Origin of the sequence: Bacteroides sp. HMSC067B03, from assembly GCF_001811315.1 — a bacterium.
In the GTDB taxonomy this organism is placed as follows: Bacteria; Bacteroidota; Bacteroidia; order Bacteroidales; family Bacteroidaceae; genus Bacteroides; species Bacteroides faecis.
The window spans coordinates 1-16,536 of the sequence record NZ_KV804482.1 but is presented as its reverse complement, the minus strand read 5'-3'; the positions used below and the strand labels follow the sequence as shown (position 1 = coordinate 16,536).

Here is a 16,536-nt window from a genome sequence, read left to right as displayed (position 1 = left end):
CGTGTGTGTGCTAAAGGAAGCCTTAGAAAAGTGTACTTATTGTACCTGTTGATAACTTAGTGCTTTGCATGAGCCAAAGCTAAGCTTTACGACTCTTAAAGCATAGCTTTGGCTCACTCAAAGCACTGCTTTATACATTCCCCCTTTTCAAACTGCATTATTCATGAATCTCATGACTTTATTCTTTATCTTTTCTTGGTGATCACTTGTTTGCTACCCCTCTCTTCGTTACCCTGGTGCATTCTAAATAAACTCTTCTTTTTAGTGGTTTCGGTCTTTTAATTCGTTCATAAAATAATGTGGTTTCTATTATTATTGAGTTTCCTGTCGGTGGATAATCAAGAGATGAAAATAATTATTTGTTGAAGGAAAATTTCCTTTTCAGATGGAAAATAGGGCATTTTTGCGTCATAATGAACAAATATTGTCCTTTATTGATTTGTCGTTTTCCTTTTTTACAGAGATTTTCCAGTAAGTTTGCGTACCGAACTAACGGACTCAAATTATAAACATAAATATTTGTATCAGCTAACCATGAAAAAGTATTATTTACTATCTCTTATTTCTGCTTCTTTGATTGGAGCAACTTGTATTCAATGTACTTCTCCCAAACAAAAGACAGGAGAGAATACTCTTCCGCAAAAGAGTGAACTGTTTGTATCATTGCCTGATTATTGTCCGACTCCGGACGGTATGGCTATTGCTCCTAATGGAGATTTGATTCTGGCATGTCCCAATTTTGCAGATATCACACAGCCTGCTTGTCTGATGCGTATTACTAAGGACGGATCGGTTTCGAAATGGCTCGATGTTCCTGTGTTGGAAGAAACCGGATGGGCTTCTCCGATGGGGCTTGCCTTCAACGAAGAAGGTGACTTGTTTATCAGTGACAATCAAGGCTGGAGCGGTGCAGAGAAAGCAAAGAACAAAGGACGTGTACTTCGTTTGAAGTTTGAAAATGACCAGTTGAAAGAAACCATTACGGTAGCATCCGGTCTGGAGCATCCGAACGGTATTCGTATTCGTGACGGAAAATTATATGTGACTCAAAGTTCATTGTCGCAGATAAAAGACCCTTCCGGTCTGCTTGTCAGTGGCGTATACTGTTTTGACATGAACGATCGTGACATTGTAGTAACCAACACTTCGGCTGATAAGAACTTGCTGACTACGGTAATCACCAAAAATCCCGAAGTGCAGTACGGACTGGACGGAATTGTATTTAACGAGGCAGGCGACCTTTTTGTAGGCAACTTTGGTGACGGTGCTATTCATCGTATCAAGATGGACGCGGAAGGAAAAGTAGTCAGCAACGACGTCTGGGCACAGGATACGACTCAACTTCGTACTACAGACGGTATGTGTATCGACGATAAAGGTAACATCTGGGTAGCAGACTTCTCTGCAAATGCCGTTGCGCGTGTAGATAAAAACGGAAAGATTGAGCGCATTGCGCAAAGTCCCGATTGCGACGGAAGCGATGGCGGACTGGATCAGCCCGGCGAACCGATCGTATGGAACGGTCAGGTGATTGTATCCTGCTTCGACCTGGTGACCGGACCGGACAAGGTGAATACCAAACACGATAAGCCTTTCACATTGGCTAAACTGGCATTGGAGTAATATCCCGCGCAAATCTACTATCATCAATCTAATAAAACACATTATTAATAATATGAAACACTATCTATCGACATTTGCCGGTTCTGCTATCTGTGGCGGCTTTGCATTCGGCATCTGGCCCGAACTTTGGAAGACATACGGTCTGATGGGAGGCTGGCTGGCGGCAACGCTGATTATCGGCATCATGTGGTATATGAATCACTATAATGGAGCGATTCTGAATCCTCCGGGAAAAATATGGCTGGATCAGGGCTGGTGCATTGGTTCTGCCGGGATCACTTGGGGAATTGTCCGCTTTCAGGGAGATATTACTAATTTCTTTTATGCCGTACCCACGCTGGTATGCTGCCTGATTGGCGGCGCATTGGCCGGAATTGTGGTATGGAAAATCCGTTCGTGCGATTGTGCCCGGAAAATAAATTAAGGAGGAGGATACAATGAGTGAATGGTTGCAAACCTACAATGAATGGTTGGGCATGTATAATGCCGGAATCATAACAAGTATTTTCGGTGCTTTTGCCGTGACGTTTACCGTATTGATGAGCTGGCCTAAATTGGTGAAGGACTTCGGTCCGATAGGCGGTTTTATGGCAGCTGCCCTTATCATTGGTACTTTCTGGCTGGTGAATCACAAACTTCCCGGTTTCGGTTTTTCTACCGGGCTGCTGAATGATGCCGACGGTTTACCGATGCAATTCAGTCTCATTCATCAGGGAAACCGTGGCAGTGCTCCCTGGGTAGACATGGGATGGGCAATTGCGATGGGCTTTATTCTGGCTGATGTGCTGTGTGCGCCGAAAGGTACGCGCAGCGGATTACTGAAAGAAGCGTTTCCCCGTTGGCTGGTGATTATTCTGGGTGGTATTGCCGGAGGAATCTTTGTCGGACTTACCGGATATACAAATGCGGCACTCTAAATCAATTAACTGAAAAAGGAAAATATAACATGTATATATTAGCACACGATCTGGGTACTAGCGGGAACAAAGCAACTTTGTTCGATGAATCGGGGCTTTTGGTAGCTTCGCGTACTGCTGCTTACCCTACCGACTACGCTTCCGGCAACCGGGCGGAACAGAATCCGCACCATTGGTGGAAAGCTATTGTAGACACAACACAGGCACTTCTCGAACTGGTATCGCCCAATGATATCGCAGGAGTAGCACTTAGCGGACAAATGATGGGATGTCTTTGTGTGGATAAGAACGGTCAGCCGCTTCGTCCGCACATGCTCTACTGTGACCAGCGTTCGCAGGAAGAAGAAGCAAAGTTGACCGATAAGATAGACCCGCTGCATTTCTATGAGATCACGGGACACAGAATCAGCGCTTCCTACTCTGTAGAAAAACTGATGTGGGTGAAGAAGCACGAACCGGAAATCTTCGCGCAGACAGCAAAGATGCTGAATGCAAAAGACTATATTAACTACCGTTTGTGTGGTACTATTGCCACTGACCCTTCAGATGCTTCGGGTACGAACGCCTATGATCTGAATCGTTGGCAATGGAGCGAAGAAATCATTGAAGCGGCAGAACTCGATCTTTCTTTATTTCCGGAAGTCCGTTCTTCTATCGATGTCATCGGGGAAGTGACAGGCGAAGCAGCCCGTGAAACAGGATTGCTTGCCGGAACTCCCGTCATCTGTGGTGGTGGCGACGGCAGCTGTGCCGGAGTAGGAGTAGGCTGTGTGGCTCCGGGCAATGCATACAATTATCTGGGGTCTTCATCCTGGGTAGCACTGACGGTGGAAAAGCCGATTGTGGACGAACAGCGTCGCACGATGAACTGGGCGCACGTAGTACCGGGTATGCTGCATCCGTCGGGAACAATGCAGGCGGCAGGTTCTTCTTACAACTGGATGATTAACCAGTTGTGTCAAAACGAACGGACACTGGCGGCTCAGTCAGGACGCAGCGTATTCGAACTGATTGACGAACAAATTATCTCATCTCCGATCGGTGCCAACAAGCTACTCTTCTTACCCTATATGCTGGGTGAGCGTACTCCTCGCTGGAATGTTGATGCCAAAGGTGCATTCATCGGTCTGACGCTGGGGCATACACACGGAGATATGTTGCGCGCCGTCATGGAAGGCATCACTTTAAATCTCGGATTTATTGTGAACATCTTCCGCAAGCATGTTCCTATCGATCAGGTAACAGTGATTGGCGGATGTGCACAGAATCCGATCTGGCGTCAGATGATGGCAGATATCTATCAGGCGGAAATCCGCGTACCCAATTATCTGGAAGAAGCGACTTCGATGGGAGCTGCTATTCTGGCAGGTATCGGTGCGGGTATATTTAAGGACTTCTCTGTGATCGACCGTTTTGTTCGTATTGAACAGACCGTACAGCCGATTCCGGAGAACGTGAAGAAGTATGAAGCCTGGATGCCTGTTTTCGATCAGGCTTATCATGCATTGTGTGAGATGTACACCGAGATAGCGAAAACTGAACTATAAATTATATAATCGAATAAGAATACAATGAAAACTGTGATTGTGCCGGCTCCCGGCAAAATTGAAATACGAGAGGTGGAAACACCTGCAATCAATGCATATCAGGCATTGGTAAAAACAGAAATGGTGGCATTGTGTAACGCTACCGACAGTAAACTGATTGCCGGACATTTTCCCGGCGTAGATGCATATCCGTTGGCTCTGGGACATGAGAATGCCGGAATCGTAGTAGCGGCAGGCGAGAAGGTTCGCAACTTTAAAGTAGGCGATCGTGCGATCGGCGGCCTCATTTCCGACTTTGGCGCGCAAGGCATTAATAGCGGCTGGGGCGGTTTCAGCGAATATGTAGTAGTGAATGACTTCGAAGTGCTGAAGGAAGAAGGACTTGCCACACCCGAACAGGGATGCTGGGACAGCTTTGAAATTCAGAATTCGGTTCCTTCGCATGTGCAGCCGGAAGAAGCGGTAATTTCCTGTACCTGGCGTGAAGTACTGGGAGCTTTCAAGGATTTCAACCTGACTCCGGGAAAGAAAGTGATTGTAGTAGGTTCCGGTCCGGTAGGATTGAGCTTCGTAAAGCTGGGCAAACTCTTCGGCCTGGGGCAGATTGATATTGTTGATATGCTTCCTGCCAAACTGGAAGTTGCCCGCCGTATGGGAGCCGACAATGGATATACACCTGCCGAAATCAGCACACCGGAATTTATAGCAGCCGCCAACCGCTCTTACGATGCAGTGATTGACGCCGTAGGACTCGATGTAGTAGTCAATTCCGTATTGCCGTTGGTAAAGATGGGCGGAGACGTCTGTGTGTATGGTGTTATGACGAAAAATCCGACATTCGACTTGTCGAAAGCACCTTATAACTTTGACCTGCACATGCATCAGTGGCCTACCCGTTCGGAAGAGAAAGCGGCTATGACCACGCTGGCTCAATGGATTGAGGAAGGCAGACTTTCTGCATCCGACTTTATCACACACCGTTTCAAGATAGAAGAAATTGAAGAAGCCTTTGCTGCAGTGAAACGTGGCGAAGTATTGAAGTGTGTATTGATTTTTTAACTAACATAATTAAATACCTTATAAGAATGGAAACTAAGAATATAAACGAAGTAATTGCAAATTTATCAGTAGAACAATTGGCAGGAATGATTGACCATACATTCCTTAAACCTTTCGGAACAGCCGAAAATATAGAAAAACTTTGTGCCGAAGCCCGTCAGTATAAGTTTGCGATGGTAGCTATCAATCCTGCGGAAGTAGAAACTTGCGTGAAATTGCTCGAAGGTTCCGGAGTACGTGTAGGAGCAGCTATCGGTTTCCCTCTGGGACAGAATACGGTAGAATGCAAAGCATTTGAAACTCGTGATGCCATTGCCAAAGGTGCCACAGAAATAGATACAGTGATCAATGTCCGTGCTTTACAGAAAGGACAGACTGACATCGTAAAGAAAGAAATCGAAGATATGGTTTCTATCTGCAAACCTGCCGGAGTGATCTGTAAAGTGATTCTTGAAACTTGCTATCTGTCTGACGAAGAGAAAGAGACAGTATGCCGCATTGCCAAAGAGGCCGGTGTAGACTTTGTGAAAACTTCTACCGGATTCGGCACAGCGGGAGCCAATGTGCATGATGTAGCGTTGATGCGTCGTGTAGTCGGTTCGGAAATTGGTGTGAAAGCTGCGGGCGGTATCCGTGACCTGGAGACTGCTTTGGCTTTAATTCAGGTGGGAGCTACCCGTATCGGTACTTCAAGCGGTATTCAGATTGTGGAAGCCTATAAAGAATTGAAGAAAGGCATGTAATATCTCTTTTTCAGGATGGTAATTAAGGTAAATAAGAAATCAAAATGATAAAATCAAGATTAATGAAGCTGTTGAAGTGGGGGATGGCATGTTGCATGCTCGTCTCTGTCGTTGCCTGGCAAACGAAAGACACTTCTTTTCAGCCGATCGACACAAACGGTTTTATCGCCGAAATGCAAAAGCAGTTTGCAGAAGTGCAGGCGATAAGGAAGAAAGATAATCATAGAGAAGAATTAGATCGTAAAATGAGAGATACGCACCGGATGCTGATGCACACCTATCCGGTCTATTACGATTGGTGGCTGCAGGACGGACAAGATGCGAAGAATGAAAAAGATGGCAAAGATGTCAATTGGTTTAGAGGCACTCTCAGCCGTCAGCTTTCCATGCGTTTGCAGAAGCTGAATGTCACTACTACCGTCAATGATACTCCGGAAAGTATTACAGCCGCTTTTCAGGCCTATCTGAAAGCATGTGAAGCAAGACGTGCAAAGCGTCTGGCTTCATTCACTGCCAACAGTCCGGAAATTGTATTCACAAAGTTCAGAACACTGCGTCCTTCCTTCTTCGCTTATACCGAAGGAGCTTCGGATGCCCGTGCCGAATGTAATTACATTGCAGGCGGTACATTGTCGAAGATTAAGATGAACGGCATCTGGGCGGAAGAGGAAACACTGATGACAGATGAAGATGGTGTATATCGTGATCCGAATCTGCATTTCGATGGTCAGCATCTGCTTTTCTCATGGAAGAAGTCGGCTAAGGAAGACGATTTCCATTTGTATGAGATGGACCTGAAGACTCGCGATATCAAGCAGTTGACTTTCGGTAAGGGACATGCTGATATCGAAGGAATCTATTTGCCCGATGAAAATATCCTTTTCAACTCCACCCGTTGCGGAAGTGCGGTAGACTGCTGGTTTACCGAAGTCAGCAATATGTACTTGTGTGACAGAGAAGGACGCTATATGCGCCAGGTAGGTTTCGACCAGGTGCATACCGTTACTCCTACATTGCTCGATGACGGTCGTATCGTTTATACCCGTTGGGATTATAACGACCGCGGACAGGTATGGGCACAACCGTTGTTCCAGATGAATCCTGATGGAACAGGACAGGCGGAATATTACGGTATGAACAGCTGGTTCCCGACGACGGTGGCACAAACCCGCCAGATTCCCGGTACTCGTAAAGTGATGACTGTATTTATGGGACATCATACTCCTCAACATGGTAAATTGGGTATTATCGATCCCGAAGCCGGACGTGACGAGAATGAAGGAACGATGTTCGTAGCTCCGCTTCGCAAGCCCGAAGCAGAACGTATCGACAGCTACGGACAGTTTACTGATCAGTACCAGCATCCTTTCCCGATGAATGAAACGGATTTTCTTATTTCTTATACTCCGCTGGGATATTATGTCGGACATCCGATGGAATTTGGAATCTATTGGATGAATGTAGACGGAGAACGTGAATTGCTCGTTTCCGATTCGAAGATATCCTGCAACCAGCCTATATTGGTGGCTCCGCGCACCCGTCCCTTCCAGCGTTCGTCTTCGGTAGACTATACGAAGAATGACGGTGTGTATTATATGCAGAACATTTACGAAGGCAATGGTTTGAAAGGTGTGAAACCGGGAACGATCAAGCAGCTTCGTGTGGTAGAAATACAGTTCCGTGCGGCAGGTATCGGTGAAGTGAACGGTGATGATAAAGGAGGAGGTGCATTGGCCAGTTCTCCGGTAGGAGTAGGTAATGCTGCCTGGGATGTGAAGAGAGTGATAGGAGTGACCGATGTATATCCGGATGGCTCTGCTTTCTTTAAAGTTCCTGCACGCAGACCGTTATATTTCCAGGCATTGGATGAAAATGGCCGTGTGGTACAGACTATGCGCAGCTGGTCTACCCTCCAGCCGAACGAGGTACAGAGTTGTGTGGGATGTCATGAACATAAGAACACCGTTCCGGTGGCAGGACATCCGGTATCTATGGCAATGAACAAAGGTATTAAGGCTTTGACACCGGAAGATGAAATGGGAGAACGTAACTTCAGCTATCTGAAAGAAATTCAGCCGATCTGGGACAAGCATTGTATTTCTTGCCATGACGGAGTGAAACAGCCGATGAGTCTGAAAGGCGAGTTGCAGGTGTTTGATAAGCGAAGCAAGAGAAAATATGCACAGTCTTATCTGAGTCTGACGCATGCCCGTATGGATGGTCCCGACGGTCCGTGGAGAGGCAATGCCCATCATCCGGAAGTAAACTGGATCAGCGCTTTGTCCGAGCCGACTTTGTTACCTCCTTATTTTGCAGGGTCTAACACAAGTAATCTGATCAAACGTCTGGAAGAAGGTCATGGAGGCACCAAACTGACTCCGCAGGAGATACGTAAAGTTTCTCTCTGGATCGACTTGCTCGTTCCTCAGATCGGAGATTACCGTGAAGCGAACAACTGGTCACAACATGACCTCGAATATTACGACCGCTACGACAAGAAACGGAAAGCAGCTCGTGCGGAAGAGCAGGAGAATATTCGCCAGTACATTCAATCCCTTCAAACTAAACAACAGAAATAATGAAAAAGATATTAATACCTGTTAGTATCATAGCTGTACTTCTTTGCACTGCTGCGAAAGATGCTGATCAGACAGTTATTTCGCCGGATCGTCTGTTTTTGGCGGATAATGGAAAATCCTTGTTTGTTACCAACAGAGCAGGCAGCGAACTGATAAAAATGTCGGCTGACGGAAAGGAGATGGAACAAAAAGTGGAGTTCTCTTCTCCGGTCAACGCCATGACACAAGACCCTGACGGAAACCTCTGGGTAGTGTGCGACGGAAACTACGGCATGATGTACCAACTGGACGGAAAAAAACTTTCGATACAGTCTAAAATAAAAAGCGGTGCTACTCCTTCGGATATTTTGTACAACCCTTTGTCTCAATCACTTTGGGTAGCACAACGGTTCAACAACGAGCTGTGGGAGATAGACCCCGCAACACGTAAGGTAAAAGCGAAAATCACTGTCGGACGTGAGCCGGTGGCAATGGCTTCCTTTGCCGGTGACTCTTGTCTGCTGATAGCAAACAATATGCCGGAAATGCCGTCTACAGCCTATCCGCTTGCAGCCCAGCTCGATATCGTCGATGTGTCTTCAAAGAAGGTGGCAAGCCGTATCATGCTTCCCAACGGTTCTACAGATGTGAAATCGATAGCGGTAGACAAGAATCGTGCGTATGCGTATGTCACTCACTTGATTGCCCGTTATCAGTTGCCTACCAATCAGCTGGATCGCGGATGGATGGCTACGAATACGTTGTCCATTATCGATCTGAAGGCGAGAAAGCTGCTGACTTCCGTATTGTTGGATACTCCCCAAAAAGGAGCTGCCAATCCGTGGTCGGTGATTGTCACCCCGGATGACAAGCAGATTATTGTAGCTGCTGCCGGAAGTCAGGAGCTGGTTCGCATTGACCGCATTGCCCTGCACGAACGTCTGGCGAAGGCAAAACAAGGAGTGATGGTGACACCTTCCGTGAAGTCCTGGAATAATATACCGAATGATGCCGGTTTTTTGTATGGCATCCGCGACTTTATCCCTACACAGGGTAAAGGTCCCCGTTCGGTTGTTGCTACCGGCAATAAGATTTATACAGCCAATTATTATACTTCGGAACTGGTTTCTATGGATATGAACGGCAAGAATCTCAATAAACAAGTTTTGGGTGCTCCGCTGGCTTTCACCAAAGTAGGCAAGGGAGACATGTATTTCCATGATGCGACAATCTGCTTCCAGAACTGGCAGAGTTGCGCTACCTGCCATCCGAACGATGCGCGCATGGACGGACTTAACTGGGACTTGCTGAACGACGGCATGGGAAATCCGAAGAACACGAAGACACTGTTGCTTTCACATCAGACTCCGCCTTGTATGGCTACCGGTATCCGTAAGAATGCTGAAGTGGCAGTACGTTCGGGTGTGAAGTACATTCTGTTTATGGAAGGAAATGATGAAATCTATGAATCTATCGACGAATATCTGAAATCTCTGAAACCATTGCCAAGCCCTTATCTGGTGAATGGCAAACTTTCCGGGAAAGCGAAGAAGGGAAAGAAGATATTTGAAGAGAACTGTGCAAGCTGTCATTCAGGCGAATACTACACAGACCAGAAACAGTATAAGGTAGACTGGACCACCGGACCGGATAAAGGGTTGTCGATGGACGTTCCTGCTTTGAACGAATGCTGGCGTACGGCTCCTTATCTTTATGACGGACGCAGCTACTCGATGAAAGATATGCTGAAGATACACGGACCTCATAAGCCTGTTACTGAAAAGGAACTGGAAGAGTTGGAGGAATATGTATTATCCCTGTAGTGAGTAATCGGTGCTTGAAAGCTTCTTTATAATAATACTAATTCAGACTTATTATTTATGACAAGAATATATATTTCGATTTTGGCAGTTCTGTTCTCTGTGTCTCTGTTTGCACAGACAAAGACATTTGCCGGAGCCGATTATTCGCAAGGGATCGTATTTGTGATGGAAAACAACCGGATTGTATGGAAACACAAAGCCCCCGATTCAAATGACTTATGGATATTGCCTAATGGCAATATCCTTTTCACCACCGGACACGGAGTGCTCGAGATGACTCGTCAGAACGATACCATCTTTCATTATGAGTCCCAAAGTCCGATTTTTGCCTGTCAACGTTTGAAGAACGGCAATACATTTGTCGGTGAATGTGTGTCCGGACGGATGCTGGAGATATCTCCGAAGGGGAAGATTGTGAAGGAAGTCTGCATTTTGCCGGAAGGCGTGAAAGATGGCGGATTCGCCTTTATGCGCAATGCCCGCCGGTTGGATAACGGACATTTTCTCGTGGCACATTATGGAGATCAGTGTGTGAAGGAATATGATACGAACGGTAAAGTCGTGTGGAAGCTGGATGTTCCCGGCGGTCCGCATTCTTTGACCCGCCTGCCTAACGGACATACGTTGATTGCCGTAGCAGATAAGGACGGAAATCCCCGTTTGATAGAAGTAACCGGAGAAGGAAAGACGATTTGGGAACTGTCGAATGCGGATATTCCCGGAAAGCCTTTGAAATTCCTCGGCGGCTTTCAGTATTTCTCCGACGGACGTTTTCTGATTACGAACTGGACAGGACATGTGAATCCGAAAGATAAAGTGCATTTGCTGTTGGTAGACCGTCAGAAGAATGTGCTCTACTCTCTGGAGAACACTCCGGAGCTACAGACAATGTCTTCCGTGTATAGCGCGGATATACCGGCAGGAGTAGCTTCTTTTCATTAATCCATGCATCGTGCATGAAATATCACTGAGGTTTTCAATATGAAGTATCATCGAATAAAATGTGAAATCTATAAAGCGGAAGGGAAAACTTGGGAACGGATGGCAGAAGAATTACTTCTGTCCACCGTTCGTAGGGAGAGAGTCGTCCGCCTTATTTTCTTTACTGCCTGTAAGGATAATCAGGAATACCGGCAGCAACGAACTTTTCTGGAACAATGGGCAGACAGCCATTTTCCGTCTCCCCGACCGGTTGTTTCGGTGGTGGCCCAAAAGCCTTTGGAAGGTGAGTTGGTGCTGGAAGTACATTCATTACCGTTATCGGTTGATGAGGCAGTGACGCTGGAAGAGCGCTTTGCCTCTTCTGTCCGCTATCTGCGGATAACGTCTGCCGATTATCGGGAAATCATAGCGGGAGGACTTTGCGCTGATGATTTGAATCTCCCCATTCGTGAACAGTCGGAACAGACTTTCCGGAAAGCGGAAGAAATCCTGAAGGCGGAACAGATGAATTTTGGTGATATCGTCCGTCAATGGAATTATCTGGAAGGCATCACGGATATTGCACATGGCAATCAGTGCTATCAGGATTTTAATGATGTTCGTTCCCAGTTCTATGCTACTTCGGAGTGGCAGTCGGGGTATCCGGCAGCAACGGGAATCGGAGCGCAGCATGGTGGTATACAGATCGACTTCAATGCAGTGAGCGGAAAGATTGGGATTATTCCTTTGGATAATGACTGGCAAAGAGCCGCACATGTTTATTCGGATGAGGTACTGATTAGTCATCGACCGGATACGGAGAAAGGAACCCCTAAATTTGAAAGAGGCAAATCACTGTCCGACCATCAGCAGGAAGTGATTTATATTTCCGGGACGGCTGCTATTCGGGGCGAGGAAAGTATGGTGACCGGAGATGTGCTTTGGCAAACAGAGATTACTCTTGAAAATATCCAGCATCTGATCGGTCTGGAAGAGGGAAAGGAGAAACTACCGGAACATTCCGGTAAGCTGGAGCTTCTCCGCGTATATCTCAAAAACGAGAAAGATGCGCAGATTGTGAAAGAAGATATGGATAAACTTTGTCCGGGCGTTCCTGTCGCCTATCTTTATGCAGATGTGTGCAGGGAGGAATTACTTGTAGAGATTGAAGGTATTGCTCATTTATAAAAAGCATATCTTACTGATAGAAGATAATCACTTATAACGGAAAAACGAATGAAACTGATTCGACTGATAGCTTCACCGGTGTTAATGTATGTATTGGCGGGACTCTATGCACTTATATTGGCGGCAGCCACATTTGTGGAAAACTCGTATGGACCTGCTGCTGCCCGCGAACACTTTTATTATGCTCCCTGGTTCATCCTGTTGCAGTTGTTGCAGGCTGTCAATCTGCTGGCCATGTTTCTTCAGGGAAGCTATTTCAAAAGAATCAGTAAAGGAAGTTTGATTTTTCATGGGGCTTTTGTATTTATTTGGTTGGGGGCTGCTGTTACTCACTATGTAGGAGTAACAGGAATCATGCACATCCGTGAGGGGGAAACGGTGAGTAGCATGATGCGCGATGAAGGTGCAGGGATGGGTAACGCCTCCCTGCCTTTCTCCGTTACTCTGGATGATTTCAGGTTGCAACGCTATCCGGGTTCCCATAGCCCGATGTCTTACGAGAGCGATCTGGTGATAAAGAAGGGGGATGAGGCTCCAGTGCAGGCAACTGTCCGTATGAATAAAGTGATTGATATAGACGGATACCGGTTGTTTCAGTCGTCATTCGATCCGGATGAGCAGGGAACCATTCTGTCCGTCAGTTACGATCGTCCCGGAATGCAACTTACATATATAGGATACTTTTTGCTGTTTGCAGGCTTTGTGCTTACATTATTCAGTAAGAAATCCCGTTTCGGTCGTCTGCGCAGGGAATTGGGAGAGATGAAGAAAAACATGCCTTACTGTGTACTGTTTCTCTTGGCCTTGTCCGGTGTAGCCGGTGGGCAGACAGTACACGCACAGCAACCTTGTGTGTCTTCTCAGCACGCCGGGAAATTCGGAAGCCTGGTAGTGCTGAATCCTAATGGGCGCCTCGAACCGGTCAATAGCTATACCTCCGCTATTCTGCGTAAGCTTTATGGAGCCGATAAACTGAATGGCATCAACTCTGACCAGTTTTTCCTGAACCTGCTCTCTTTTCCCGACGAATGGGGAGCCTATCCTTTTATTAAAGTCGATAACAAAGAACTACTCCAGCGGTTTGGCAGGAGCGGTAAATACATTGCCTGGGAGGACGTTTTCGATTCGGAAGGCAACTATATCCTGACCGATGAAGTGAATGATATCTACGCCAAACCCGCTTCGGAACGGAAACGGATGGACTCGGATTTATTGAAACTGGATGAATCTGTGAATATCGTATATCGTATCATGCAACATCAGTTACTGCCACTTTTCCCGGACGAGAATGATGCACAGGGGAAATGGTATTCGGCAGGAGATGAACTGAATGTTTTTCAGGGAAAAGATTCTTTGTTTGTTTCCAAAATCATGGATTGGTATATCTATGAGCTGGGGAATGGAGTTCGTTCCGGCAATTGGGAGGAAGCGGACAAGATTGTCGGCATGATGAATATTTTTCAGCAGGCAAAGAGTAAGACTCCCGCTATTGACAACCAGAGAGTGAAAGCGGAACTTCTTTATAATCAGCTGAATTTGTTTTTCTGGTGTCGTCTGGCTTATCTTATCTTAGGCGGAATTTTACTTTTTATAGCCTGTGGTGAGATTATTGCAGACTTTAAATGGGGAAAAAAGGTATGCGGCATTTTAATTGCTCTTCTGGTGATCGCCTTTTTGGCTCATACATCCGGTGTATTGTTGCGTTGGTATATCAGCGGGCGTGCACCTTGGGCAAATGCTTACGAGTCCATGATCTGTACTTCATGGATGCTGGTAGGTGGCGGACTTTTGTTTGCCCGCCGGTTCCGTATTCTCCCCGCACTTGCAGGGTTATTAGGTGGAATAATGCTTTTTGTGGCAGGATTGAACCACCTGAATCCCGAAATTACTCCTTTGGTGCCGGTACTTCAGTCGTACTGGTTGATGTCTCATGTCGCCATTATCATGATAGGCTATGTATTCTTTGCGCTTTGCGCTCTGACGGGACTGTTTAATCTCATTTTGATGAGTCTGCTCTCTGCCACCAACCGGGTGAAGCTCCAATTTCGTATCCGTGAGTTTACCTTACTGAATGAGATGGCAATGATCCTCGGTCTATTCTTTATGACAGCAGGAACATTTCTAGGTGCCATCTGGGCGAATGTCTCGTGGGGAAGATACTGGGGATGGGATCCCAAAGAAACATGGGCTCTGATTTCCATCGTTGTCTATGCACTGGTGCTCCATATCCGTTTTATCCCTCTGCTGAAAGGCAAGACAACCTGGTGTTTCAATCTGCTTTCAGTGGTTGCTATTCTTTCTGTTATCATGACCTGGTTTGGAGTGAATTACTACCTGAGCGGTCTGCATTCTTACGGAAAGACCGAAGGAGGAGATTTACTGCTATGGATATGGGGAGCAGGGTTGTGTGTCGTACTTGCTTTGGGGCTCTTTGCACGCAGGCGTTTGAATACCGAAGTATGATTCGGGAAAATTGCAGTTTTACCTAAATACGTTTAGGGAATCAATTGTTTTTTGTAGTATCGGGAGACGTAGAAGTGTTTCCTGTTTGGGAATGGGCTATTGCCAGATAGCAATTTGCCGTTTGCGACTGAATATGTTGTTTGCCGGTACTGTTACTACTGTGTATCTTAATGAGGAAGAACGCAAAAGTAAGGTCGGTATATGGCGAGGTGATTGATGCGGATGATTTGGAGAATAGAGATTTGATAAGAAAGATGATTAGTGAATAGTAATACTACAATGTTACCATTCGTGCCAATGCAAGTATTCTTCAGAATTTAAAATATGAAAAAAGAAGTCAGACATAAGCTAATATACAATGGTATTAAATGCAATAACTAGAATAAAGAAACTGATAATATATGACTGGTAGGTCATGATAATGCGGTTAATAAGTAGGAATAAGCCGCAAAATATGCGGCTTATTCCTACTTATTAACCGCAAATTTACTGAAAACTCCAATGAAATGCTTATTTTTGCAAAAAGGAGGTATGATATGTTCATTCATGACACAGAGAATTGGACTTCGTTCAGATGGAATGCTGATACATTATCTGACGTAAGTTTTCTTTTCTGTTATTTCCTAAGAAGTGGATTTATCGCATAAGGATACTTACCACATACTCTTATTTACTATAAGAAGCCTTCACAAAAGGAGCTTCCAGCAAATAGTCTATACTCTTTTTTACGCTTTCCATTACAGGGCAGCTATAATCTTCTATTTCGGCAACGATATTTTTCACTCCTGCTGTTTTTGCATTATTAAAGATGGCATCGAATCCTACCATACCACTTTGACCCAGTTCTCTGTGGTCTTTGATGTGAAGCATGGTGAAGCGTCCCGGATATTTATTGAAATAATCTACCGGACTGTGCTGACCTCTGACTATCCAATATACATCCATCTGAAAGAAGACATACTCAGGATTGGTATTTTCAATCATATAGTCCAACATAACCGCTTTGTCTTCCACTTTCTGAAATTCATGTGCATGGTTATGATATCCGAATTTCATACCGTTCTGCTGACATCTTTTGCCTATTTCATTGAAATAGTCGCAATACATCTTCATCTCTTTCATTGTTTTAGGAACACCGATTCCCGGGTTTACGATATATTTCATACCGGCGGCTTTATGGGCGGCTATGCTTTGATCCCACCATTTCAAAGATTCGGAGAAGTCTCCGGAAGCCACTTCTTCGCCTGACAATCCTCTTGAACAATGTGAAGACAGCACTGTCATACCGGCTTTTTCTACTGCACTCTTGAATTCTTCGGGAGTTTTACCATAGAACTTTCCGTTGTCATAATTGGCTGCTTCAATACTGGTATATCCCATCTCAGCTAAATCTTTAAGAACAACATTGAGATCAGTTCCTTTATTGATTACATCTCTGACAGAATAGAGTTGGATAGAAACCTCTTTTTTCTTTTTGGCGTTCATTGCTTGTGGCAAGGCTACTAATAAAGCGAATAGTACTAATAAATATCTGGCTTTCATCGTATGATACATTAATTTGTGAATTTATTTACATGAACTCCATTGAAGAACGCTATCATTGAGACAGTTCTTCAATGGAGTTGTTTAAAACAGATTAGCAATAGAATAGTAATTTTAATCCAGAACCTTCACGCGGATATTACGGAACCAAA

General features: G+C 45.4%; 12 protein-coding genes. 11 read left to right on the top strand and 1 reads right to left on the bottom strand.

Annotated features, from left to right (window positions below; genetic code table 11):
- Positions 1–534: 534 nt before the first annotated feature.
- The 11 genes from HMPREF2794_RS24955 to ccsA are packed head-to-tail and all read left to right on the top strand — an operon-like array spanning position 535 to position 14,842.
- Entirely contained in the window at positions 535–1,623 is a 1,089-nt protein-coding gene (locus HMPREF2794_RS24955; protein WP_010537009.1) for an SMP-30/gluconolactonase/LRE family protein, read from the top strand.
- Between the two features lie 52 nt (positions 1,624–1,675).
- Positions 1,676–2,047 carry a Lin0368 family putative glycerol transporter subunit gene (locus HMPREF2794_RS24950; RefSeq protein WP_055270095.1) on the top strand — a complete coding sequence of 124 codons (372 nt, stop codon included), beginning with the start codon at positions 1,676–1,678 and terminating at the stop codon, positions 2,045–2,047.
- A gap of 13 nt (positions 2,048–2,060) precedes the next feature.
- Positions 2,061–2,540: a Lin0368 family putative glycerol transporter subunit gene (locus HMPREF2794_RS24945; RefSeq protein WP_010537011.1), complete on the top strand. Its 480-nt coding sequence runs from the start codon at positions 2,061–2,063 to the stop codon at positions 2,538–2,540.
- Positions 2,541–2,569: 29 nt separating this feature from the next.
- On the top strand, positions 2,570–4,087 hold the full coding sequence (xylB, locus tag HMPREF2794_RS24940) for a xylulokinase (RefSeq protein WP_055270093.1): 1,518 nt from the start codon (positions 2,570–2,572) through the stop codon (positions 4,085–4,087).
- A 24-nt stretch (positions 4,088–4,111) separates the two neighbouring features.
- Positions 4,112–5,146 (top strand): zinc-dependent alcohol dehydrogenase, encoded by a 1,035-nt coding sequence (locus tag HMPREF2794_RS24935; RefSeq protein ID WP_055270091.1) that lies wholly within the window; start codon positions 4,112–4,114, stop codon positions 5,144–5,146.
- A 26-nt stretch (positions 5,147–5,172) separates the two neighbouring features.
- A complete protein-coding gene (gene deoC / locus HMPREF2794_RS24930; RefSeq protein WP_010537014.1) occupies positions 5,173–5,889 on the top strand; it encodes a deoxyribose-phosphate aldolase in 717 nt (238 codons plus the stop codon).
- Positions 5,890–5,933: 44 nt separating this feature from the next.
- The gene (locus HMPREF2794_RS24925; protein WP_070753004.1) at positions 5,934–8,468 is read left to right on the top strand and encodes an HzsA-related protein; all 2,535 of its coding nucleotides are present in this window, start codon (positions 5,934–5,936) and stop codon (positions 8,466–8,468) included.
- The gene (locus HMPREF2794_RS24920) at positions 8,468–10,270 is read left to right on the top strand and encodes a YncE family protein (RefSeq protein ID WP_070753002.1); all 1,803 of its coding nucleotides are present in this window, start codon (positions 8,468–8,470) and stop codon (positions 10,268–10,270) included. The genes HMPREF2794_RS24925 and HMPREF2794_RS24920 overlap by 1 nt, the downstream gene beginning before the upstream one ends.
- Before the next feature lie 57 nt (positions 10,271–10,327).
- Complete coding sequence (locus HMPREF2794_RS24915; protein WP_055270089.1) at positions 10,328–11,212, top strand: aryl-sulfate sulfotransferase; 885 nt, start codon at positions 10,328–10,330, stop codon at positions 11,210–11,212.
- A 39-nt stretch (positions 11,213–11,251) separates the two neighbouring features.
- Positions 11,252–12,379 (top strand): chorismate transformation FkbO/Hyg5 family protein, encoded by a 1,128-nt coding sequence (locus HMPREF2794_RS24910; RefSeq protein ID WP_070753000.1) that lies wholly within the window; start codon positions 11,252–11,254, stop codon positions 12,377–12,379.
- 48 nt (positions 12,380–12,427) lie between these two features.
- Positions 12,428–14,842: a cytochrome c biogenesis protein CcsA gene (ccsA, locus tag HMPREF2794_RS24905; RefSeq protein ID WP_070752998.1), complete on the top strand. Its 2,415-nt coding sequence runs from the start codon at positions 12,428–12,430 to the stop codon at positions 14,840–14,842.
- 666 nt (positions 14,843–15,508) lie between these two features.
- Here ccsA and HMPREF2794_RS24900 read toward each other — a convergent pair.
- Positions 15,509–16,384 carry a sugar phosphate isomerase/epimerase family protein gene (locus HMPREF2794_RS24900; protein ID WP_070753049.1) on the bottom strand — a complete coding sequence of 292 codons (876 nt, stop codon included), beginning with the start codon at positions 16,382–16,384 and terminating at the stop codon, positions 15,509–15,511.
- Between the last annotated feature and the right edge of the window lie 152 nt (positions 16,385–16,536).

Bases quoted from the DNA above. Each gene is read 5' to 3' on its own strand.
- HMPREF2794_RS24920 (WP_070753002.1), top strand. From the start codon at position 8,468: ATGAAAAAGATATTAATACCTGTTAGTATCATAGCTGTACTTCTTTGC.
- HMPREF2794_RS24925 (WP_070753004.1), top strand. From the start codon at position 5,934: ATGATAAAATCAAGATTAATGAAGCTGTTGAAGTGGGGGATGGCATGT.
- xylB (WP_055270093.1), top strand. From the start codon at position 2,570: ATGTATATATTAGCACACGATCTGGGTACTAGCGGGAACAAAGCAACT.
- HMPREF2794_RS24910 (WP_070753000.1), top strand. From the start codon at position 11,252: ATGAAGTATCATCGAATAAAATGTGAAATCTATAAAGCGGAAGGGAAA.
- HMPREF2794_RS24945 (WP_010537011.1), top strand. From the start codon at position 2,061: ATGAGTGAATGGTTGCAAACCTACAATGAATGGTTGGGCATGTATAAT.
- ccsA (WP_070752998.1), top strand. From the start codon at position 12,428: ATGAAACTGATTCGACTGATAGCTTCACCGGTGTTAATGTATGTATTG.
- HMPREF2794_RS24915 (WP_055270089.1), top strand. From the start codon at position 10,328: ATGACAAGAATATATATTTCGATTTTGGCAGTTCTGTTCTCTGTGTCT.
- HMPREF2794_RS24900 (WP_070753049.1), bottom strand. From the start codon at position 16,384: ATGAAAGCCAGATATTTATTAGTACTATTCGCTTTATTAGTAGCCTTG.
- HMPREF2794_RS24955 (WP_010537009.1), top strand. From the start codon at position 535: ATGAAAAAGTATTATTTACTATCTCTTATTTCTGCTTCTTTGATTGGA.
- deoC (WP_010537014.1), top strand. From the start codon at position 5,173: ATGGAAACTAAGAATATAAACGAAGTAATTGCAAATTTATCAGTAGAA.
- HMPREF2794_RS24950 (WP_055270095.1), top strand. From the start codon at position 1,676: ATGAAACACTATCTATCGACATTTGCCGGTTCTGCTATCTGTGGCGGC.
- HMPREF2794_RS24935 (WP_055270091.1), top strand. From the start codon at position 4,112: ATGAAAACTGTGATTGTGCCGGCTCCCGGCAAAATTGAAATACGAGAG.